Genomic DNA, 20,826 nt, shown 5'->3' with positions numbered 1-20,826 from the left:
ATCGAGGGAAACTATGGCAAAAATACTGGCAGTTGATGATGAACCGGCAATTCTGGAAATGATAGAAAGCATTTTGAATAAGGATGGACATCTGGTTACCAAAGTAAGTGATCCACTAAAAATTAATATGGAAGAATTACATCGTTATGACCTGATTTTACTGGACATTATGATGCCTGGAATTGATGGCTTCGAATTATGCAAAAGAATCAGGGCACTTGTGGATTGTCCGATTTTGTTTCTTACGGCAAAAACGGAGGAAAACAGTCTGGTAAACGGACTTTCTTTAGGAGCAGATGATTATATTTCAAAGCCATTTGGAGTGATGGAACTTCGGGCAAGGATTCATGCACATCTTAGAAGAGAGCACAGGGAACATTCTGTCCGGATGGTTTTAGGGAGAGTCTGCATTCAGATGTCTCAAAAGAAACTATTGGTTGATGATAAGGAACTTCCTCTTACGAAAGCGGAGTACGAAATCTGTGAATTCCTGGCTAAAAACAGGGGACAGGTTTTCTCGAAAGAACAGATTTTAGAAGAGGTCTTTGGTTTTGACAGTGAGAGTAATGACAGTACCATTATCACGCATATCAAAAATATAAGAGCAAAATTTGCGGATTATGATTATGCACCGATAAAAACAGTCTGGGGGATTGGATATAAATGGGAAGAGTAAAGAGAAGCAATGCACTCAGCTGGATTTTTATGAGATATGTACTAGTCATGCTTGGATCATTAGTAGGTTTGGTGATTGTTGCTTGGCTGCTGCTGTACCTTTTGATTAGTGTGGGCTGTATCTATCCGGCGAATTATGCAGAGCAAAAGATTAATGAAGCATATGATACGATTTTACATGCGGATAAAGTAACTGCTGAGATGATTCCCGCACTTTGTGATTATGTAATCTTTTCAGAGAATGGAGAGAAAATAGGTGGAGATCTGTCAGAACAATACGAACAGATAGCATGGAATGTTGCAAAGTACGGAAACGCATCCGGGAAATATTTTTATAAAGTAATTGTAAGGGAAAATGAATATGTTGTATTGCAATATCGCCTGACACCTCAATATCATTCAGCTTTTTTGAGGGAGCATTTTATAGGACCACAGAATGTGATGAGTATTATGTCTGTGATTGGAGCGGTAGCGATTATCATCATTCCGTCCATACGTTTTGGAAAAAGAATCAAAAAGCAGATGCAGCCTGTATTAGACGCAATCGGACAAATAAAGGATCAAAATCTGGAATATGAGACATCCTGTTCCGGTATCAAAGAGTTTGATGACTGTTTATCGGCAATCGATGATATGCGAGATGCATTGCGAGAATCTTTAGAAAAGCAGTGGAAAACAGAGCAGGAAAAGAAACAGCAGATGTCTGCTTTGGCGCATGATATTAAAACACCTCTTACGATTGTACGGGGAAATGCAGAACTACTTTCAGAGACTGAACTGACCACAGAACAGAAGAATAATATCACTTATGTTTTGAACGGCACAACACAGATACAAAGTTATGTAAAACAGTTGATAGATGTCACAAAATCATGGAATTGCAGTGATGTTACCTATACAACGGTGAGGTTAGAAGATTTTTTCACAGATATAAAGGAACAGGCACTCGGACTGGTAGAAATCTATCACCAGAAGATAGATTGGAAGGCGGAACAAAGTGATAAAAAGGTAACGATTGTTTATGATCCAATGTTCCGAGCAGTAATGAATGTGATTCAGAATGCAGTGGAGCATACAAAAGAAAATGGAATCATTTATATTGACGCAAAGGAGCAGGATGGCCGGCTGACATTCATTGTGGAGGATAGCGGATCAGGATTTACAAAAGAAGCATTATTGCATGGCACAGAGCAGTTTTTTATGGATGACACAAGTAGAAATGGCGAAGCCCATTATGGGATGGGACTATTTTTTGCAAAAACTGTGGCTGAAAAATATGGTGGAGGTATTAAACTTTCAAATTCTGAAAATACAGGTGGGGCGAGGGTAGAAATATTTTTCCTGAGTAGTCAAGAAACAAGCTAAATAGACCGCAATTAAGCTATGTAAAAGAAATTTTACATGCTTTTATCTAATATGTAAAGGATGACAGTGGAAGTTCAAAAATTACAAGGGTTAATAATGAAGAACATCATTACCGAATGGTTGAAATAACTAATAAGGAAACTGGGAATTATGATGTTATGATGATTAGTACAGGAGATTCATTTACTAGAGTTGTAAATCGCGGATGTCCCAAGGATCCAACACAATTAGCACTAAATTCACAGGGGATGCTTTCGAATACAAAAGATAGAAACGAATCTAAAACATTTTTATCTCATCGGAGAAGACTCCCACCTCTACAGGTGGCGAGTAAGAAATAAACCTGTCCGATATGATTTAGGGTGAATATAAAAAAAATATAATAAAAAAATCACCCTAGATTTAAAAAATATATTGAATTTAGGGTGAAAAAGTGCCAATATATAATTATAAAATCACCCTAAAAGGAGATGGATGAATGAGTAATATAACAGAAATCCAAAGATTACTAAATGAAAAAGCTGATTTGCAGGCTCAAATTAATATCTCTGCATTTGATGGAAGTATTGAAGTCAAGACTGTAAATGATCAGAAATATATTTATGTTAGAAAAAGAGAAGCTGGAAAATACAAATCAAATTATATAGATAAATATTCTGAGGAGCTCTACGCACTTGCAGTTAATCAATCGCAGCAAATAAGAGCGGTTAAAAAGCAACTTAGAAAAATCGAAAAGGACTTAGCAAAGCTTGGATATACAGAAAGCGAACTGTCACCAAGAGTAAAGCTTAATATTGACTTTGCTAGAGCTAATGTCAAAAGTCTGATTTATGATCAGGCTGTATTGGAAGGTGTTTCCACTACATTTCCACAGACAGAAACTATTTTGGAAAATGGCGAAGTTAACGGAGTAAAAGCGACTGATGTTCAAAAAATCTTAAATTTGAAGCATGCGTGGGAGTTTATTGTGGATCCGGATGTAGTGGCTTCTCCTTGCAATTATTATATGGTAAGTCATATAGCACGCCTGGTAAATGAAGGGTTCTTCGAAAATGGTGGTTCCGTTAGAGTTGTTCCTGTTACGATTGGTGGTTCAAGCTATGTGCCTCCAATTCCAAATGAGTTGGATGTAAAAGAGAAAATAGATGAAATTATAAACTCAGGACTTGAGGACGTTGATATTGCAATTGAGCTTACGCTTTATTGTATGAAGACACAGATTTTTATTGATGGTAATAAGAGAGCTTCTATTATCTTTGCTAATCATTTTATGATTGGAAAAGGTATTGGATTGTTAGTTGTGCCGGAGAATATTGTGCCTGAATTCAAGAGTCTTCTTGTAGCTTATTATGAAGGTCGAAATGAAGATGAGATTAAGGCATTTTTGAAAGAGAAGTGTTGGCGTAAGTTTTAGTAGATAAGTATTTATATCCTAAACGAACGAATCGTGTCATTAATTGGAATAATGTAGTTGTGAAGAACATTCGATAGAGGAATATGCTGGAAAATTGTGTATTTCAGCAAGCCGATTATCTCATTTGTTTAGTGAACAGGTAGGGATAACGCTTAAAAAATATTTAACACTGCATCAGTTAGAAAGAGTATTTCAAGATTTATTAGCTGGGAAACGGATAACAGAAGCAGCATTAAACGCAGGATTTGATTCACCATCACATTTTGCATCTACAGTAAAAAGGATGATGGGGCTTCCGGTGAGAAGTACAGTAAAAGATAGCGAATTTTTGAAAGTTTATTAGAGGTTTGTTTTCTATAATAGAGCCATAAGAAGAAAGAGAGGCGATATTATGGAGAAGAAATATCTTGAAATGACTAAAATGCTAAATTTCGATGTAGAGAGTATACAGTCTCTCATAAAAAATCGTAAATGGATAGAATTAGATGAATATAACAAAATAGCTGCCATTTATGATTTCGTAAGAAACGAGATATTGTTTGGATATAACAGTTCAGACTTGCCAGATTTCAACGAAAGAGATTTTGTCACAAAAGAAATTTTGTTTTGGGCAGATACTTCCGGTTCAGTAAATCAAGATGCTCTTGAAGCAGTATATGCAGAAATTAGAGGTGTTATTGAGCAATTTAATGGTAAAATAAAGGGAAAGCTTGGGTTCTTTGATACAGATGTAACCACACCAATTTCGTTTGAAAATATTAATGAATTAGAAAAAATAATACCATATGGTGGAGGTGGTACTGATTTTACGGTTGTGTTTCATTATATAAAAAGTAATATGAAACACGACCTGCCATCTGTCATTATTATATTTACTGATGGATATGGTTTATTTCCAGAAGAAGCAGATATACTTGATATTCCGGTTCTCTGGTTGATTGATAATGAAGATGTGAATCCACCCTTTGGAAAAGTAGCAAGACTAAGAAAGGCACAACAATGACAACCAATCATCTGATTTTAGATTTTTCGCATGTATATTGCGATGAAAATATACCAAAGAATACCGGCATCCACTGGCTGGACTGCTCTGAAATTGAAGAGTGTGATTTGTATTGTTCCAGACAGGCAGAAGAGAAAATCAGAGAAAAAATCAAGCCATATGGAATTCATGGAATCCATTTTCTGGATTCCGGAAATTATCATTATGTGACAGAAATTATGACAAGCCAGATTCAAAAGGAATTCCAGCTTGTTGTATTTGACCATCATACGGACATGCAAAAGCCGATGATTGAGCACATGACAAGCTGCGGAGACTGGGCAGAAAAGGTGTTAGAGACGAATCCATGGTTGCAGCAACTGGTATTAATCGGACCGCAGGCGAAGGATATAGAGCAGCTTTATCGGGAAAATGATGGCTTGATGAATCGTAAAGAAATATCAGAAAAACTCCTTACTTTTTCCGCAGAAGAAATTCATACCAGAGAAGACAAAAATAAGATTTCCAAAATAAAAAAGAATCTGCCGGTTTATATATCCATAGACAAAGACATCTTGGATAAACAATATACGGAGACAAACTGGAGCCAGGGGAACATGTCACTTCCGATGCTGGAGCGATTGCTCTCACATTTTCTGGAAAACGGAAATATACTTGGCATTGATATCTGCGGAGAATGCCAGCAGGGAATTCCACTGCCTGAATATTTGCAGGCTGAAGAACTGAATGAAGAAACGAATCAGAAATTATTTGAGTTCCTGTCCCATTATATTTTATAACATTCCATAGTAGAAAATAGGATATCCCCCATAAGCGCTCCTATTAGGTGATGGTTGAAAGTGACGGCATTATACAATCTGAAAGTGAAGAACTTCAGAAGATAATAAAAAGAATTGATAGAAATTATGGTTATTACAGTAAGGATAATTGTGAAGGTGATAATCGTTGCGATATTTGCATTTGTTGAAATCGCAATATTTGCAAATGCTACAGTGTCTTGGCTGGAAGGCAGAGAGGCTAATAAGCCAAGGATAAGGGTGGAAAAATAAAATGACCAATAGGAATGAAAAAACAATTAAAGAACAAAGATTCGATGCACAAGAGAAGATTTATGGACTTGTAATTTGCAATAATAGAGTCATTCTAAGAAAGACGAAACGATAGTCTTTCAAGGATGGCTTTTATTATGAGGAAAAGAACAAGGAGGAGGCGGCATATATGCATATATTAGCATTGCTCTTACTGTTTGTAATTGGTTCAATTGTGGCAGCGTGTGATGGTGATTTCTCAGGCTTAGCTGCAATTGGAAAATTTGTCGGCGGAGCAGTACTTATTTTTGCAATGCTATGGTTATTTACACAACCGGCATTATTAATTATTGTGATTGTAGTACTTGTTGTTATTGCAATATGCTGCTCTGGTTCATCAAAGTAGAGCTAAGCATTAAAAGATGGAAGTCAAAGAAAGGAAGGAAAACTATATGAAAAAGAATTCATTTACACAAGTATTAATGATTGCCATAGCGGCTGTTTGCATCATATGCGCAGTTGTAATGATTAATGTATCAAATGAATCTGAAAAATGCATCAAGAGTGGCTGTGACAATGATAGGGCATACGAAGGTGAATATTGCTATAAACACAAGCCGAGTAGTAAAAAAAGTAAATCAAGCGAAACACCTTCATATAATAAAAAATCTTCAGATAGTTCATCTGAAGAACATTCTTCGAATAGCACAGGTAGCAGCTCTAATAGTTATACTGATAGCAATAACTATACGAATAAATCGACATCAGGAAGTGAATCATCATATCAATCTTATGACGATGGTTATGATGACATCTATATGGACGACGATTATGACGATGAGAGATACGAGAATGACAAGGATTATGCCGATGGAGTAGATGATGCCATGGATGAGTTTGATGAGGACTGGTAAAATGAAAAGACAATCATACACTATTTCTACCTGCATTTGCCCAGATTGTGGCTTAAAGTTTCCAATTTCGAGAAAGAAAGCGGAAGCAAGGGAAAAAGGGCACCACAAATATATTTGGTGTCCAAATTGTAAGGAAAGAAAAAATTTTGAAGAATACAGATGCAATGATTATGAGCCCTATATTTATGAATGCTAAGAAGGAGGAATGCAATATGTCGGAAAAATAGTTTACAAAGTCCCGGCAGAAGAACGAATCAAAAGCATAGAGACTTTAAAGGTGCGCGAGAAGCAACCAAAAACTCAAAATTCTATATCTGGCAAGTGTTCCATTGGTGATCTTGTCCAGAATCAGTTTTTCAAGCTGTTTATAAAGTGGTGTGGCTATGGCATTATCAAGTTCCATTTAATGAAAATTCCTTTCCGGTAAATAAAAAAACAGATATTGTAATCTGATTTTATAGTTGAATACTTTTGTGTATATATAATAATACATTTGAGACTATTTGTATATGCAGATTTGTTCTTTTGTAGCAAAAAAAGAAAAAATATTGAAAAATAAAATACAAACTTCTATGCTTTTAGTATAACAATATAATACAAAAATGAGTTGGATGATATTGATAAATGCATCTATGAGCACATTTACAAGTATCAAAAAGATACATTTTGAAATAGAATATGTATTACAATATATTTTTGTTATGCAGATACAATAAAAAACAATAATGGAAATTGGTCAATTTAACGAAAAAAATAGATAGTATTGACAAAGAAGTTGTGCAGATATACTATTGTATCAGATACAAAGTAATACATAACAAATGCGAGATATGAAATTACTATTGTACGTACTACCAATAAAGACATGCGCATGATCTTAGAATCATTATGGAGAATACAGGAGGAAGAAATGAAATTTGCACCAATGAATTATCATTATTTGAGATATCCGCTGAAGAAATTCCTGGACAAGGTAGAACAGTCAGTATTTAACAGTATTGATTTGTATTGTAGTGCACCACAGTTTAATATATTTGATTATTCCCTTTTTTCATTACTTGAATTGGAAAAGGAGATTAGGAGAAGAGACCTAAGTGTTATGGCAATGACACCGGAGAATTGTACATACCCGGTTAACTTCTGCACACAGGATAGAGGAACACGTGAGTCCAGTATTCGTTATTATCAGCGAGCTATTGATACGGCGGAATTTCTTGGCTGCCATAAAGTTCAGATCAGTACCGGATTTGGATATTTCGATCAGTCACCGGAAGATGCATGGAAGTATTGCAGGGATTCTCTGCAGCAGTTGGGTGCTTATTGTGAGAAAAAGAATGTGGAGCTGATGCTGGAGGAGTTGAAGGTAACAACAACAAATGTGCTGATAAAAAGTTCAGATCTGAAACGAATGATAGAAGAAACAGGCTCATCTCACATACATGGTATGGTAGATCTGGATCAGATGACCTACGCCGAAGAAAGCATAGATGACTATATGGATAATTTAGGTACTCAGCTTGTTCATGTGCATTTTAACGATCGGGGACATACAGTTCCCGGAGACGGAGATTTTCCAATGAAAAAGTATTATAAAGATCTGAAGCGCAGAGGATATGAGGGGACAATTTCGTTTGAAATATGTGACCGTCGTTATTACTGTGATCCGGATAAGGTAATTGATGACATTACAGAATGGCTTAGGAATAACACAACAGAATTAAGTTAATAAGGTGGATATCTATCCATTTTATATAGAAAATGAAAAAGAATCTGCCGGTTTATATTTCCATAGATAAAGACATCTTGGATAAACAATATACGGAGACTAACTGGAGTCAGGGGAATATGTCACTTCCGATGCTGGAACGTTTGCTGTCGCATTTTCTGGAAAACGGAAATATACTTGGCATTGATATTTGCGGAGAATGCCAGCAGGGAATTCCACTGCCGGAATATCTGCAGGCTGAAGAACTGAATGAAGAAACGAATCAGAAATTATTTGAGTTCCTGTCCCATTATATTTTATAACATTCTAAAATAGAAAATAGGATAAAACCCCACAAGAGGTGTCGGTTGCGGCACCTCTTTTTTCGTGCTAAACTTTAACTTAAGAGAGAAATTATTTGAATTATATTGAAAGACAAAAAGTTGGGAGAGGATGATGGCTGAATGGAAATAAAAAGTATTTTAATCAAAGATACAACCAGGGAAGAGCGGATTCGTATCGTGCAGGAGGGCCTGAACCAGTGCGGAGGAGCCTGTGATTTTTGCAATGGCTGCGATAATTTAGGTGGCGGTTCCATGGATGCATTTTATGAGCCATATATCAACGGCGTAAAGGAGTTGCGGGAAATCAATGAGGAATACCGGAGCAATTCCGGCACCGTCAGGTAGGTGGCAATATGAGAGCGCCGGAAATAGAGACCTCTACTGAAGCGGAAAGAAGACAGTATATCAAAAATGCTTTTCCATGTATTGCAGACTGCGAGATGTGCGGACTTTGCACGGTATTTTGTGGAAAAGACCCGGAACTTGCCTATGCAGATTATATCAGTGGAAAGCGAAGCTATTTAGAGGTATCCCAGGAATATCGATAAAAGAAACGTGGAGAAATAAAAGGGTAAAATGACGGGATAAAAGAAAAGGCAAAAAAATAAAGCCAGAATCAGGGGATGAACTTTATATGACACATGAAGAATTTGAACAGGCAGCGTAATACTGGAACCGCAAAGAGCAGACGGCAATGCCAAAGGAGGCTTTGCAGCAGGCAGACGTATTTATTTTAAATTAGCAGCGAACAAAATTGTGGCTTGAAAGTCTGCATTTTGCTCAATGAGTAGTTTCAGATATTGGAGATAAATTATGGTTAGGAAAATAGTAAAAGGAACACACATTTTTTCAGAGAAAGCAATACCGGCAACGCCTGCAGATAAGCAGGTAATAACAGACCTTTTGGATACCCTTCGGGCGAACCGGGAAACCTGCGTTGGAATGGCAGCAAATATGATTGGCATAAACAAAGCGATTATTGTAGTGGCAGCAGGCCCATTTCAATTTGCAATGGTGAATCCGGTGATTACGAAGAAGTCAGGCGGCTACAGTACAGAGGAAAGCTGTCTTTCGCTGGATGGAGCCAAAGCCTGCACAAGATACCAGGAGATAGAGGTGGATTATCTGAATGGTGATTTTAAACCACAACATGGAAAATATTTCGGCTTTACCGCGCAGGTTATCCAGCATGAGATCGACCACTGCAATGGAGTGGTAATATAATGAGCAGAGAATGTTAATTATGAGTAAATTTTGCTCATGATATATATTGAAAAAATAAAAGGAACCTGCATAAAAACAGATTCCTTAAACGAGGTGAAATCCCTGTCGAAGAATGGAAGTCCAGTTACTTTTCTGATAGAGAAAACGGACGATGATTACAGTCTGTTTTTCTTTATCAATCGTATAAAAGGCAAGGTAATTATTAATTTTCACAAAACGAATGCCCCAGCTTGCCAGTATTGGATCGTCTGCCGGATGAAACTTCTGTGGCAGGTCGGCTAATGAGTCTATCCACTCGGTCGCAGCATCTAACAGATTATCTGCAACATCAGGATTTTTGAGGGTAAATTCAATGTAATCCGCAGCACGCATAATATCGTGTTCTGCGGTGGAAGTGATATAAACCTGATAGCTCATCGACTGCGGTGGCTCCTGATATCAGCCATAGCTTCGGAAAATAGTCTGGTATTGCCTGTGGCAATATCGTCCATTCCTTCCTTAATCTGACTGTAAAGTTCAAAGCGGCTGGTCAGTTCTTCGTAGGATTCAATGCTCATAACAGCAAGATCACCTTTTCCATTCTTCGTAATGAAAACTGGTTCAGGATAATTATGACAAAATGTAGAAATTTCATTGTAATTATTCCTTAAATCAGCACTTGATTTAATTGTTGGCATAAAAACACCGCCCTGTTTGATAACAAAATTATACAAAAATTTGGCTATATGGTTAATGGACATCTCCATAATAGTAGTTAAATAAATATAAAAACTGCCGGTAGCAGGTTAGAGATGCTTAATATATTCCTTTGGAGTAAGCGCACATAGATGAAGAGAAATATGAAAAGCAGAATCATAAATCAAAAAGGAAAGTATCTTTTCTAAAAACAAGGAATGTTATACAATATATCTGTTAAGATAAAAATATGCGGAGGATGTCCAATGTATACAACATACAAAGAGTACTTAAAACAGGAGACGTCACTGCCCTTTGAAGAAGCCATGCAGATCTGGAACCAGATTGCAGAGCAGGGGGAAGCGGATGCAGCCTGCAGGGAACTCATAGACCGTTTTTTGAAATGTGCAGTAGACTATGTGCGAATCAGAAACGGATGGAACCAGAAATCGCTGGCAGAGAAAGGACAGGCAGATGCGGAGCGCACCCGCTGTCATAATCTTGTGATCAGTGCGAAAAACAAACTGTCCGTCTATATGTATGAGCATAAGCTGGGCAATGACTGGGATGATTGGTTAGGGGAAGAGCGAAAACGAATCGGAGACTTCGCATGTTATGTGGTACTGCTTCAGGGACTGGAAGCAAGATAGTATAGAAAACAAAAGAAATCGAGGAACTTATCACATGGCAAAAGTGATTATGATACAGGGAACAATGTCGAATGCCGGAAAAAGCCTGATTACAGCAGGCTTATGTCGTATCTTTCATCAGGATGGATACCGCGTGGCGCCTTTTAAGTCGCAGAATATGGCATTGAATTCCTATATTACAACAGAAGGGCTTGAAATGGGACGGGCACAGGTTATGCAGGCGGAGGCAGCAGGAATCGAGCCGCAGGTCTGTATGAACCCGATTCTTTTAAAGCCTACAAATGATATTGGCTCCCAGGTGATTGTCAACGGTACGGTCATTGGTAATATGCCGGCACGGGAATATTTTAACTATAAGAAAAAGCTTATCCCGGATATTTTAAAGGCATTTCACAAACTGGAAGAGCAGGCGGATATTATTGTAATAGAAGGAGCCGGAAGTCCGGCAGAAATTAATCTCAAGGAAAATGACATTGTAAATATGGGCATGGCGGAGATGGTAAATGCACCGGTTCTTCTGGCAGGAGATATTGACCGGGGTGGTGTGTTTGCACAGCTTTTAGGAACGCTGATGCTTTTAGAAGAGCAGGAAAAATCCCGTGTAAAAGGTTTAATCATCAACAAATTCCGCGGAGATGTATCCATATTGGAACCGGGCATTCAGATGTTAGAGGAAAAAGGCGGCATTCCGGTCTGCGGAGTGGTGCCTTATATGAAGGTACAGCTTGAGGATGAAGACAGCCTGACCGGAAAATTCAAGCATCGGAAAGAGGCGTTGATAGACCTGGCAGTTATCCGTTATCCGAGAATATCTAATTTTACGGATTTTGATGTTTTCGAGCATATGGAAGGCGTATCGGTGCGCTATGTGACTTCGGTGCAGGAAATCCATCATCCGGATGCCATTATTCTGCCGGGCAGTAAGAATACAATGGGTGACCTGAAATGGATGCGCGAAAATGGCATGGAAGCTATGATAAAGAAACTCTCCGCAGAAACTTCGGTTATTGGAATCTGCGGCGGTTACCAGATGTTAGGAGAAAGCCTCGAAGACCCCTATTCGGTAGAGGAAGGCGGCAGCTTACGGGGCATGGAGCTGTTGCCGCTTAAGACGGTGATGAGCCGGGAAAAGGTACGCCGTCAGGTAACGGGAACCATAGACTTTCTCACCGGTATGTTAGCTTCCCTTTCCGGCAAAGAATACAAGGGCTACGAGATTCATATGGGACATACCGGCGGAACACAGAAGACAGAGCAGATACAGGAACCAAAGCAGACACAGGCTCAAGCCCAAGCTCATGCGCATGCACAGGAGGAATCCTGTATACAGGATGCAGTCGTTGTGCAGAAGGGAAATGTCTACGGAACGTATGTCCACGGCATTTTTGATGAAGGAGATATCGCATCTACTTTTATCCGGGCATTAGCGGAGAAAAAGGGAGTGCATTATGAAGATAATCAGGGCATGAATTATCAGCAGTATAAGGAGAGCCAGTACGATTTGCTGGCGGATACACTGCGGAAATATCTTGATATGGAAGCGGTTTATGGAATGCTGCAGGAGGCAGAATATGACAAAAGCAGAATTGGATAGCATAAAGATTTTGCCTTTAGATGACAGTTGGTATCGCAGGGTAAAAGAGAAGCTGGATGGAATCGCCAAACCCCTGGATGGACTTGGAAAGTTTGAACATCTGATTGCACAGATTGGAGCCATAGAGAAGACAACCAGAATATCCATTCAGAAAAAAGCAGTTCTTGTTATGTGTGCAGACAATGGCGTGGTGGAAGAGCGGGTCAGCCAGAGTGGAAAAGAAGTAACCTTTGCAGTGGCAAAAGCCATGGGAGTAAATAATTCTTCTGTAGGAAAGATGGCAGCAGTGGCAGGCGTGGATGTAATTCCGGTGGACATTGGAATTGATACAGACGAAGTGATTCCCGGAGTATTGCCACGAAAAGTTGCAAAGGGAACGAAAAACTTTGCCAAGGAACCTGCAATGACAGAAGAAGAGGTCTTAAAGGCAATAGAAACCGGAGTACAACTGGTGCAGCAATGCCACAGAGAAGGGTATGAGATACTTGCCACAGGAGAGATGGGAATCGGAAATACAACCACAAGTACAGCCGTTGCAGCAGCACTTTTGGATTTAGAGGTAGAGCAGGTGACCGGCAAGGGCGCCGGATTAACGGATGAAGCATTAAAAAGAAAATGCAGGGTAATTGAAGAAGCGATAGAAAAATATTCCCTTCGTGATGCGGATGCATTTACCATATTAAAGACGGTAGGTGGACTGGACATAGCCGGATTGACAGGCGTATTTATCGGAGCAGCAATCGAGCAGATGCCGGTTGTCATCGATGGAGTCATCAGTGCCGTTGCAGCGCTTTTGTCAGAGACCCTTTGCAAGGGTGCCGTAAATTATATGATACCATCCCATAAGAGCCGGGAACTGGCAGAGACAGCGATTATGAAAAAGCTGCATTTGGATCCGGTACTGGATGCGGATATGGCACTGGGTGAGGGAACCGGTGCAGTGATGATGATGTCCCTGTTGGATGTGGCACTGGGCGTGTATTTGCAGGGAGCATCCTTTGTAAATTTTGAGATAGAACAGTACAAGAGGTATGAAGAATGATTGCATTGGTAATCGGTGGAAGCGGCAGCGGAAAATCCGCATATGCAGAACAAATGGCAGTGAAAGCCGCAGGCAACGGCAGCCTTTATTATGTAGCCACCATGCAGGTGTATGATGAAGAAGGAAAGAAAAAAGTAGAGCGTCACCAGAAAATGCGGGCAGGAAAAGGCTTTCTTACGATAGAGCAGCCGAGAAGACTTAAAGAGGCAGCAAAGAAAGTGGCAACCGAAAGAGTGCCAGCCGGAAAAGCTGCAGCAGGAGTTGGAAAAACAGTTTTATTGGAGTGTATGTCGAACCTCGTTGCCAACGAAATGTTTTCAGAAGAAAATCTGTCTGCTGTGATGGATAAAGAAAAAATAAGGCAGCTTTCGGGTGAAATTATAAACGGAGTAACGGCATTGCATGATTCCTGTGATATACTGATTATTGTCACGAATCAGATATTTGAAGACGGAATCCGTTATGATGCATCCACAATGGATTATATCCGGTTGTTAGGAGATGTAAACCGACAGATTGCAGAGCGGGCAGAGCAGGTCGTTGAAGTAGTAGCAGGAATTCCGATTTTCATAAAAAAGGATGGAATTTAAGAAAGAAGAGGAATACATGAAAATTTTAAAAGGATTCGTCATTGCATTTTCCATATATTCAAAAATACCGGTGCCGCAGTTTGACTGGAAGAAAGAAGATATGCAGTATCACCTCTGCTTCTTCCCATTGATTGGTCTTATCATTGGAGTATTGGAAGCCGGCTGGTTCTTTTTGGGAAATGCAGCCGGGATAAGCCATCTTTGCAAAACCCTGATAGCGGTGGCAATTCCACTGCTTGTTACCGGTGGCTTTCATATGGATGGGTTTATGGATACCATGGATGCATTTCATTCCTATCAGGATAAGGAGAAGAAGCTGGCAATTTTAAAAGACCCTCATATTGGCGCATTTTCCGTATTGATGCTGGTTTTATATTATCTTATTTATGGAGCAGCATATGCGGAGCTTACGGAATTGTCTGCAATTCTTGTAGTGGGAATTGGCTTTGCGTTATCACGAAGCTTAAGCGGAATTGGTGTGGTGAGCCTGAAGGCAGCAAAAAAGGATGGTATGCTTGCTTATTTTGCAGACAGCGCCCAGAAAAAAAGAGTGCTGGCAGTCCTCATCATAGAGGCAGTTGTCTACAGTGGATGTATGATTTATGTAAACCTGTGGGCAGGGCTTGCAGCAGTAGTTGTGGCATTGCTCTGTTATGGTTATTATAGCTGGAAAAGCCGGAAGGAATTTGGCGGAATCAATGGTGATACCGCAGGATATTTTGTGTCATTATGCGAAAATGCCATGGCAGTTGCAGTGGTAGTTGTTTTTCACTATACAGGAAATTGCTTTCCTGTATAGTAAAAAACGCTCCGCGAGTATGCGCACTGCGGCGTATAAGGTAGATGCCGCAAGCAACCGCCGCAGGCGCGAGAATGTGCCGTGGCACATTCTTTGTTTTATAGCAGGCTAGAAAGGAAAAATCATGGAATTATTTTTGGGCGGATGTTACCAGGGAAAAAAGGAATATGTGTTAAAGCTTCACCCGGAATGTAAAGGTCAGGTGATAGAGGGCGAAAACCTTCCTGCAGACTGGGATGGAATGATAAAAGAACTGCAGGAATTTGAGAATCCGGTCATCAACCATTTACACCTGTGGATTCGGAAATGTCTTGAGCAGCAGACAGATGTGGAGCTGTTGGCTGATAAACTGCTGGAAACATATCCGGGACTTATTTTCATCTGTGATGAGATTGGAAACGGAATTGTACCGATGGATGCTCTGGAACGGGATTACAGGGAGCAGACCGGAAGACTACAGATCCGGATTGCCGAAAAGGCAGAAAGGGTAGAACGCATTGTATGTGGAATCAGCCAGAGATTAAAATAAATTTATTGCTTATCCGTCATGGAAAGACCCCGTCAAATCGGGAACACCGGTATTTGGGTGTAACAGAAGAAGCTTTATCCGGGGAAGGTAGAAAGCAGTTAGAGATTCTTGCAGAAAAAGACATTTTAAAAAAAACATGGCTGCTTTTCATCAGTCCGATGCTGCGCTGTCAGGAGAGTGCTGGTATACTTTTTCCGGGAAAGAAAGCTTATCCGATAGAAGAATGGCGGGAGATGAATTTTGGCGCATATGAGGGAAAAAATTACGAAGATTTGAAAAATAATGCCTATTATCAGAAATGGATTGACAGCAATGGCACACTGCCTTTTCCGGAAGGCGAGAGCCAGCAGGAATATATAAAACGCTGCCATAGAGGACTTCTTACTGCAACAAAAATCATAGAGGAAAAGATTGCCAGAGAAGTAGCAGATACTGCAAAGACGTCATCAGCGAATGAGATAACAGAACTCCGGGAGCCTGAAAAACTGATAGCAGAAAGTCAAATGACAGAAAATCCGATAACAGAAAGTCAGCCCCGGAACGTGACAGCGGTTGTACACGGCGGCACAATTATGGCACTGCTTCACATTCTTGCAGGAGGAAATTATTTTGATTATCAGGTGAAAAATGGAGGCGGCTACTGCTGTAAGCTCAGACTTTGCGGAGAAGAATGGAAATTAGATTCCCTTGAGGAGATTACAATATGATTTATCACATGATTGCGTTCGGACTGGGATTTTGCCTGGACCTTCTTTTGGGAGATCCATACTGGCTGCCACATCCCATCCGGGTGATTGGAAATTTTATAGGGATATTGGAAAAAAGAATGAATAAAAAGGAGTGCAGTGAGAAATACCTTGTAAGAGCAGGCATTGGAATGGTTACGCTTGTTTTGCTGACAGTTCTTATGGTGACCGCACTTCTTCTGATTCTTGCGTACCGGATTCATCCGGTGGCAGGTGTTATCTTGGAAATGATTATGACCTATCAGATTCTTGCTGCAAAATGCCTGAAAGTAGAGAGCATGAAGGTATATAATTGTTTAAAGGAGAATGACCTTATAGCGGCAAGACATGCTGTTTCCATGATTGTAGGCAGAGATACCGAGCGGCTGGATGAAACAGGAGTGGCAAAGGCTGCCATTGAAACGGTGGCGGAAAATACTTCGGATGGAGTCATTGCACCGATGCTATATACCGCACTTGGCGGACCGGTTCTGGGCTTTTTTTATAAGGCAGTCAATACGATGGATTCCATGGTAGGATATAAGAATGAACGTTATCTTCATTTTGGCAGAGCTGCCGCAAAATTCGATGATATCTGCAATTATATCCCATCCCGTATCAGTGCATACCTGATGATTGCAGGGACGTATTTCCTTGGAAAGGAATATAACAGGAAACATGCATATTACATTTATAAAAGGGACCGGTATCATCATGCCAGCCCGAACTCTGCCCAGACAGAGGCAGTTTGTGCAGGAGCACTGTCCATACAGCTGGCAGGGGATGCCTGGTATTTTGGCAAACTGGTGAAAAAGCCGTTTATCGGAGATGCACTGCGTCCGGTGGAATACGAGGACATCAGAAGAGCAAACCGGCTTTTGTATGCGACTGCATTTTTATGTGAAGGCATTTGCCTTTTGGTGATGGGATTGTTATTCTTTATATGATTGAAAGGATGAAAATTCAGGAAAGGAACAGGAATATGGTACATGGAGGAGACATCTACCGTAATTGCATATCGTTAGATTATTCTGTAAATATCAATCCTCTGGGCATACCGGCATCTGTAGAGGCAGCCCTTAGGGAAGCGGTGTCTTTATGCAGCCGGTATCCGGATATCAGGCAGGAGAAGCTGAAGGCAGCCATTGCTGAGATGGATAAGGTAGCGGCAGATGAGATATTGTGCGGAAATGGAGCTTCTGAACTTTTTCCTGCAATTCTTCATGCATTAAAACCAAAGAAAATACTGATTCCGGTTCCTTCTTTTTATGGTTACGAGTGGGCTGCCGGAACGGAAGCGTGTGAAGTAAGTTATTTTCCATTGCGGGAACAGGATAATTTTGTGCTGGGAGAGGACTTTATTGAGGCATTAGATAAAGAAACGGAGCTTATATACCTTGCTAATCCCAATAATCCCACCGGACAGTTAATTCCACCGGAGATTTTAAAAGGGATTTTAAAGCGGTGTCAGGAGCTTGATATAATAGTGGTGGTAGATGAATGCTTTCTGCCGTTTTGTGAAGAAGCAGAGCTTTATGAAGAAATGGAAGCTGGCATGAAATGTAGGAATCTGATTCAGGTGAGAGCATTTACCAAGACCTTTGCCATACCGGGAGTCCGGCTGGGTTATCTTATCTGCCGGAACAGGGAAGTCTGTCAGAAGATTACAAGGCAGCTTCCGGAATGGAACTTATCGGTATTTGCCCAGATGGCAGGATGCGCTGCAGCAAAAGAAACGGAATTTATCGGGGAAAGCAGAAAACTCATAAAAGAGCAGCGGAGTATTCTGACAAAAGAGCTGATATCCTTAGGCTTCCGGGTGTATCCTTCCCGGGCAGATTATATTTTATTTTACACAGAGCTGCCATTATATGAGTTACTTTTAAAGAAACAGATTTTGATTCGAAATTGTGAAAATTACAGAGGTCTGTCCAAAGGATATTACCGGATTGCAGTAAGAGGGCAGGCAGAGAATGAGCGGCTGATAAGCGCATTAAGAGAGGTGACAGAGAAATGAATCCCATCGAATTTGTATTGCCGGGAGAGATTGAAAAACGCAGCTTTGAGATTATTTCAGAGGAATTAGAAAAGCGTCAGATTGTATTGCCTAAGGAGCAGGAGCCTGTTACCAAGCGTGTGATACATACCAGCGCAGATTTTGATTATGCAGAGACAATGTGTTATTCTGACCATGCAGTAGAAATTGCAAAGGAACTGATTCTTAAGGGCGCCGATATTGTAACGGATACCAATATGGCACTTGCCGGAATCAATAAGAAAATACTGGCATCATTTGGCGGAGAAGCCCATTGCTTTATGGCGGATTTGGATGTAGCACAGCTTGCCAGAGAGCGGCAGGTAACAAGAGCCACCATCAGCATGGAGAAAGCCGCAGCCATTGAAAAACCAGTTATTTTTGCGGTGGGAAATGCACCGACGGCGTTAATCGAGCTTCATAAAATGATAACGGAGGGACGCTACCAGCCGGCATTTATTATCGGAGTTCCGGTAGGCTTCGTAAATGTGGTACCGGCAAAAGAATTGATTATGGAAACAGAAGTACCGTATATCATTAACCGGGGCAGAAAGGGCGGGAGCAATGTTGCCGCAGCTATCTGCAATGCAATTTTGTATCAATTAAGACGATAGTAAAATCAGGGGGAAGAAAGATGCAGTATGGGTTTACCTCCGGAAGCTGTGCCGCAGCCGCAGCAAAGGCAGCAGTCTATATGCTGCTGAGTGGAAGAAGAAAAACAGAGATTACCATTGAGACACCAAAGGGAATTCCCTACCATGCAAAGGTGGAGCATATCAAAATTCAGGAAACAGAAGTTTCCTGCGCGGTACAAAAGGACGGCGGGGATGACCCGGATGTGACAACGGGGGCATGGATTTATGCAGCGGTGAGCATTTGTGAAGAAAATAACAATCAGATAGAAATAGATGGCGGCATCGGTGTTGGCAGGGTTACGCGGCCGGGATTAGACCAGCCGGTAGGAAATGCCGCAATTAATACGGTACCACGGCAGATGATTGCAAAAGAAGTATCAGAGGTCTGCCATCTGTTTGATTTTCAGGGCGGAATCAAAGTCGTAATTTCAGTGCCGGAAGGAGAAAATCTTGCGGCGCAGACTTTTAATCCGAGACTTGGAATAAAGGGCGGAATCTCGATACTTGGAACCAGCGGGATTGTGGAGCCTATGAGTGATAAGGCATTGCTAGATACCATAGCAGTGGAATTGAAACAGAAACGGGCAGAAGGTCATTCTATTGTTGCCATATCACCGGGCAACTACGGATTGGAATTTATGAAACGGACCTATGGTTATGATTTGGAGCGCAGTGTAAAATGCAGCAACTTTATCGGACAGACCATTGACATGGTAAAAGAACTTGGATTTTCCAAAATGCTCTTAACCGGTCATATCGGAAAGCTGATAAAGGTATCCGGCGGCATTATGAACACCCATTCCAAAGAGGCAGACTGCCGGATGGAGCTTCTGGCGGCGGCAGCAATCCGTGCGGGCGCAGAAGTGACACTGCTTCGGGAAATATTAGACTGCATTGGTACAGAGGATGCGGTAGACCGGATTCGAAAAGCCGGACTTTTAGAACCTGCCATGGAATATGTCATGGAAAAAATTGAAGACCATCTTAAGCATCGTGCCGGAGATGGGCTGGAAATAGAATGTATGGTTTATAGTAATGATATCGGACTTTTAGGTGTAACGCCGGGAGCAGAGGCATTATTAAAAGAACTGTTGGAGGAAAAGGAATGATTCATTTTGTTGGAGCAGGGTGCGGAGCACCGGATTTGATTACCGTAAGAGGAATGCATCTTTTGGAGAAAGCGGATGTGATTATCTATGCCGGTTCACTGGTAAATCCCAAGCTTTTAGACTATGCCAAAGCAGACTGTCAGGTATATAACAGTGCAGTGATGACATTGGAAGAAGTCCTTGCAATTATGGTGGAGGCAGAGCAGGAAGGAAAAGATGTGGTGCGGCTGCATACCGGAGAACCAAGCATATATGGAGCGGTTCAGGAGCAGATGCAGGAGCTGGATGCAAGAAAGCTAGCCTATGATTCTACGCCGGGAGTAAGTGCCTGCTTTGGAGCAGCGGCAGCCATGAATCTGGAGTATACCCTGCCGGATATTTCCCAGTCCCTTATCATTACCAGAATGGAGGGACGGACGGCGGTTCCGGAGAAAGAAAGCATTGAGGCATTTGCTGCCCATCAGTGTTCCATGGCAATCTATTTAAGCACCGGAATGTTGGAGAAGTTATCTGAGCGACTGATAAAGGGTGGCTATTCAAAGGATACCACTGCGGCACTGGCTTATAAGGTAAGCTGGCCGGAGGAAGAAATATATATCTGCACGGTAGAAACATTGGCACAGACAGCGGCAGAACATGGAATTACCAAAACGGCACTGGTTCTCGTTGGAGATGTCATTAACAAGAGCGGATACAGCAAATCCAGACTGTATGCAGAAGATTTCTCCACAGAATTCCGGGCAGCAAAAAAATCATAAGAAGGCGGAAAGA

Annotated in this window: 28 protein-coding genes; 26 read left to right on the top strand and 2 right to left on the bottom strand. The window is 40.9% G+C overall.

Annotated features, from left to right (window positions below; genetic code table 11):
- The first annotated feature begins 13 nt into the window (after positions 1-13).
- The 14 genes from DWX96_RS12190 (at position 14) to DWX96_RS12125 (ending at position 9,672) form a co-directional block, all read left to right on the top strand.
- On the top strand, positions 14-676 hold the full coding sequence (locus DWX96_RS12190) for a response regulator transcription factor (protein ID WP_118057625.1): 663 nt from the start codon (positions 14-16) through the stop codon (positions 674-676).
- A complete protein-coding gene (locus DWX96_RS12185) occupies positions 664-2,040 on the top strand; it encodes a sensor histidine kinase (protein ID WP_118057626.1) in 1,377 nt (458 codons plus the stop codon). Before DWX96_RS12190 ends, DWX96_RS12185 begins: the two co-directional genes overlap by 13 nt.
- A gap of 478 nt (positions 2,041-2,518) precedes the next feature.
- A complete protein-coding gene (locus DWX96_RS12180) occupies positions 2,519-3,454 on the top strand; it encodes a Fic family protein (protein ID WP_118057627.1) in 936 nt (311 codons plus the stop codon).
- 94 nt (positions 3,455-3,548) lie between these two features.
- Positions 3,549-3,797: a helix-turn-helix domain-containing protein gene (locus DWX96_RS12175; protein ID WP_278336409.1), complete on the top strand. Its 249-nt coding sequence runs from the start codon at positions 3,549-3,551 to the stop codon at positions 3,795-3,797.
- 48 nt (positions 3,798-3,845) lie between these two features.
- Positions 3,846-4,457 (top strand): VWA-like domain-containing protein, encoded by a 612-nt coding sequence (locus DWX96_RS12170; RefSeq protein ID WP_118057629.1) that lies wholly within the window; start codon positions 3,846-3,848, stop codon positions 4,455-4,457.
- Complete coding sequence (locus DWX96_RS12165) at positions 4,454-5,236, top strand: arginase family protein (RefSeq protein ID WP_118057630.1); 783 nt, start codon at positions 4,454-4,456, stop codon at positions 5,234-5,236. The genes DWX96_RS12170 and DWX96_RS12165 overlap by 4 nt, the downstream gene beginning before the upstream one ends.
- A 126-nt stretch (positions 5,237-5,362) precedes the next feature.
- Complete coding sequence (locus DWX96_RS14290; RefSeq protein ID WP_156454677.1) at positions 5,363-5,506, top strand: hypothetical protein; 144 nt, start codon at positions 5,363-5,365, stop codon at positions 5,504-5,506.
- A gap of 169 nt (positions 5,507-5,675) precedes the next feature.
- Positions 5,676-5,891, top strand: coding sequence for a hypothetical protein (locus DWX96_RS12160; protein WP_118057631.1), 216 nt, complete (start codon positions 5,676-5,678; stop codon positions 5,889-5,891).
- Positions 5,892-5,937: 46 nt separating this feature from the next.
- Positions 5,938-6,399 carry a hypothetical protein gene (locus DWX96_RS14435; protein ID WP_197420826.1) on the top strand — a complete coding sequence of 154 codons (462 nt, stop codon included), beginning with the start codon at positions 5,938-5,940 and terminating at the stop codon, positions 6,397-6,399.
- A gap of 910 nt (positions 6,400-7,309) precedes the next feature.
- The gene (locus DWX96_RS12145) at positions 7,310-8,125 is read left to right on the top strand and encodes a sugar phosphate isomerase/epimerase family protein (protein WP_118057633.1); all 816 of its coding nucleotides are present in this window, start codon (positions 7,310-7,312) and stop codon (positions 8,123-8,125) included.
- A gap of 32 nt (positions 8,126-8,157) precedes the next feature.
- A complete protein-coding gene (locus DWX96_RS12140) occupies positions 8,158-8,427 on the top strand; it encodes a hypothetical protein (protein WP_176935823.1) in 270 nt (89 codons plus the stop codon).
- Between the two features lie 141 nt (positions 8,428-8,568).
- Positions 8,569-8,793 (top strand): hypothetical protein, encoded by a 225-nt coding sequence (locus DWX96_RS12135; RefSeq protein WP_117841920.1) that lies wholly within the window; start codon positions 8,569-8,571, stop codon positions 8,791-8,793.
- An 8-nt stretch (positions 8,794-8,801) separates the two neighbouring features.
- Positions 8,802-8,996 (top strand): hypothetical protein, encoded by a 195-nt coding sequence (locus DWX96_RS12130; RefSeq protein WP_118057634.1) that lies wholly within the window; start codon positions 8,802-8,804, stop codon positions 8,994-8,996.
- A gap of 265 nt (positions 8,997-9,261) precedes the next feature.
- Complete coding sequence (locus DWX96_RS12125) at positions 9,262-9,672, top strand: peptide deformylase (RefSeq protein ID WP_118057635.1); 411 nt, start codon at positions 9,262-9,264, stop codon at positions 9,670-9,672.
- A gap of 84 nt (positions 9,673-9,756) precedes the next feature.
- On the opposite strand, the gene DWX96_RS12120 is transcribed toward DWX96_RS12125, so the two are convergent.
- Positions 9,757-10,089: a type II toxin-antitoxin system RelE/ParE family toxin gene (locus DWX96_RS12120; protein WP_118057636.1), complete on the bottom strand. Its 333-nt coding sequence runs from the start codon at positions 10,087-10,089 to the stop codon at positions 9,757-9,759.
- On the bottom strand, positions 10,086-10,349 hold the full coding sequence (locus DWX96_RS12115; RefSeq protein ID WP_118057661.1) for a type II toxin-antitoxin system Phd/YefM family antitoxin: 264 nt from the start codon (positions 10,347-10,349) through the stop codon (positions 10,086-10,088). The genes DWX96_RS12120 and DWX96_RS12115 overlap by 4 nt, the downstream gene beginning before the upstream one ends.
- A gap of 264 nt (positions 10,350-10,613) precedes the next feature.
- On the opposite strand from DWX96_RS12115, the gene DWX96_RS12110 reads away from it, so the two are divergent.
- The 12 genes from DWX96_RS12110 to cobM all read left to right on the top strand — a co-directional run bounded on the left by DWX96_RS12110 (position 10,614) and on the right by cobM (position 20,813).
- Positions 10,614-10,997: a hypothetical protein gene (locus DWX96_RS12110; RefSeq protein WP_118057637.1), complete on the top strand. Its 384-nt coding sequence runs from the start codon at positions 10,614-10,616 to the stop codon at positions 10,995-10,997.
- A 34-nt stretch (positions 10,998-11,031) separates the two neighbouring features.
- The gene (locus DWX96_RS12105; protein ID WP_118057638.1) at positions 11,032-12,591 is read left to right on the top strand and encodes a cobyric acid synthase; all 1,560 of its coding nucleotides are present in this window, start codon (positions 11,032-11,034) and stop codon (positions 12,589-12,591) included.
- A complete protein-coding gene (cobT, locus tag DWX96_RS12100; RefSeq protein ID WP_242988793.1) occupies positions 12,569-13,633 on the top strand; it encodes a nicotinate-nucleotide--dimethylbenzimidazole phosphoribosyltransferase in 1,065 nt (354 codons plus the stop codon). The genes DWX96_RS12105 and cobT overlap by 23 nt, the downstream gene beginning before the upstream one ends.
- On the top strand, positions 13,630-14,223 hold the full coding sequence (locus DWX96_RS12095; RefSeq protein WP_118057640.1) for a bifunctional adenosylcobinamide kinase/adenosylcobinamide-phosphate guanylyltransferase: 594 nt from the start codon (positions 13,630-13,632) through the stop codon (positions 14,221-14,223). Before cobT ends, DWX96_RS12095 begins: the two co-directional genes overlap by 4 nt.
- Positions 14,224-14,239: 16 nt before the next feature.
- A complete protein-coding gene (locus DWX96_RS12090) occupies positions 14,240-15,022 on the top strand; it encodes an adenosylcobinamide-GDP ribazoletransferase (protein WP_118057662.1) in 783 nt (260 codons plus the stop codon).
- Between the two features lie 124 nt (positions 15,023-15,146).
- Positions 15,147-15,551 carry a bifunctional adenosylcobinamide kinase/adenosylcobinamide-phosphate guanylyltransferase gene (locus DWX96_RS12085; RefSeq protein WP_118057641.1) on the top strand — a complete coding sequence of 135 codons (405 nt, stop codon included), beginning with the start codon at positions 15,147-15,149 and terminating at the stop codon, positions 15,549-15,551.
- Positions 15,524-16,258: a histidine phosphatase family protein gene (locus DWX96_RS12080; protein WP_118057642.1), complete on the top strand. Its 735-nt coding sequence runs from the start codon at positions 15,524-15,526 to the stop codon at positions 16,256-16,258. The genes DWX96_RS12085 and DWX96_RS12080 overlap by 28 nt, the downstream gene beginning before the upstream one ends.
- Positions 16,255-17,223, top strand: coding sequence for an adenosylcobinamide-phosphate synthase CbiB (gene cbiB, locus DWX96_RS12075; RefSeq protein ID WP_118057643.1), 969 nt, complete (start codon positions 16,255-16,257; stop codon positions 17,221-17,223). Before DWX96_RS12080 ends, cbiB begins: the two co-directional genes overlap by 4 nt.
- Positions 17,224-17,258: 35 nt before the next feature.
- Complete coding sequence (locus DWX96_RS12070) at positions 17,259-18,293, top strand: pyridoxal phosphate-dependent aminotransferase (protein WP_118057644.1); 1,035 nt, start codon at positions 17,259-17,261, stop codon at positions 18,291-18,293.
- Positions 18,290-18,925, top strand: coding sequence for a precorrin-8X methylmutase (locus tag DWX96_RS12065; protein WP_022244149.1), 636 nt, complete (start codon positions 18,290-18,292; stop codon positions 18,923-18,925). The genes DWX96_RS12070 and DWX96_RS12065 overlap by 4 nt, the downstream gene beginning before the upstream one ends.
- Before the next feature lie 20 nt (positions 18,926-18,945).
- Positions 18,946-20,055, top strand: a complete 1,110-nt coding sequence (gene cbiD / locus DWX96_RS12060) for a cobalt-precorrin-5B (C(1))-methyltransferase CbiD (RefSeq protein ID WP_118057645.1) — start codon at positions 18,946-18,948, stop codon at positions 20,053-20,055.
- A complete protein-coding gene (cobM, locus tag DWX96_RS12055) occupies positions 20,052-20,813 on the top strand; it encodes a precorrin-4 C(11)-methyltransferase (protein WP_118057646.1) in 762 nt (253 codons plus the stop codon). The genes cbiD and cobM overlap by 4 nt, the downstream gene beginning before the upstream one ends.
- Positions 20,814-20,826 lie beyond the last annotated feature (13 nt).

The sequence above is a fragment of the Roseburia sp. AF22-2LB genome (assembly GCF_003461125.1).
GTDB classification, from domain to species: domain Bacteria; phylum Bacillota; class Clostridia; order Lachnospirales; family Lachnospiraceae; genus Roseburia_C; species Roseburia_C amylophila.
This window is presented reverse-complemented; position numbering and strand designations above follow the sequence as displayed.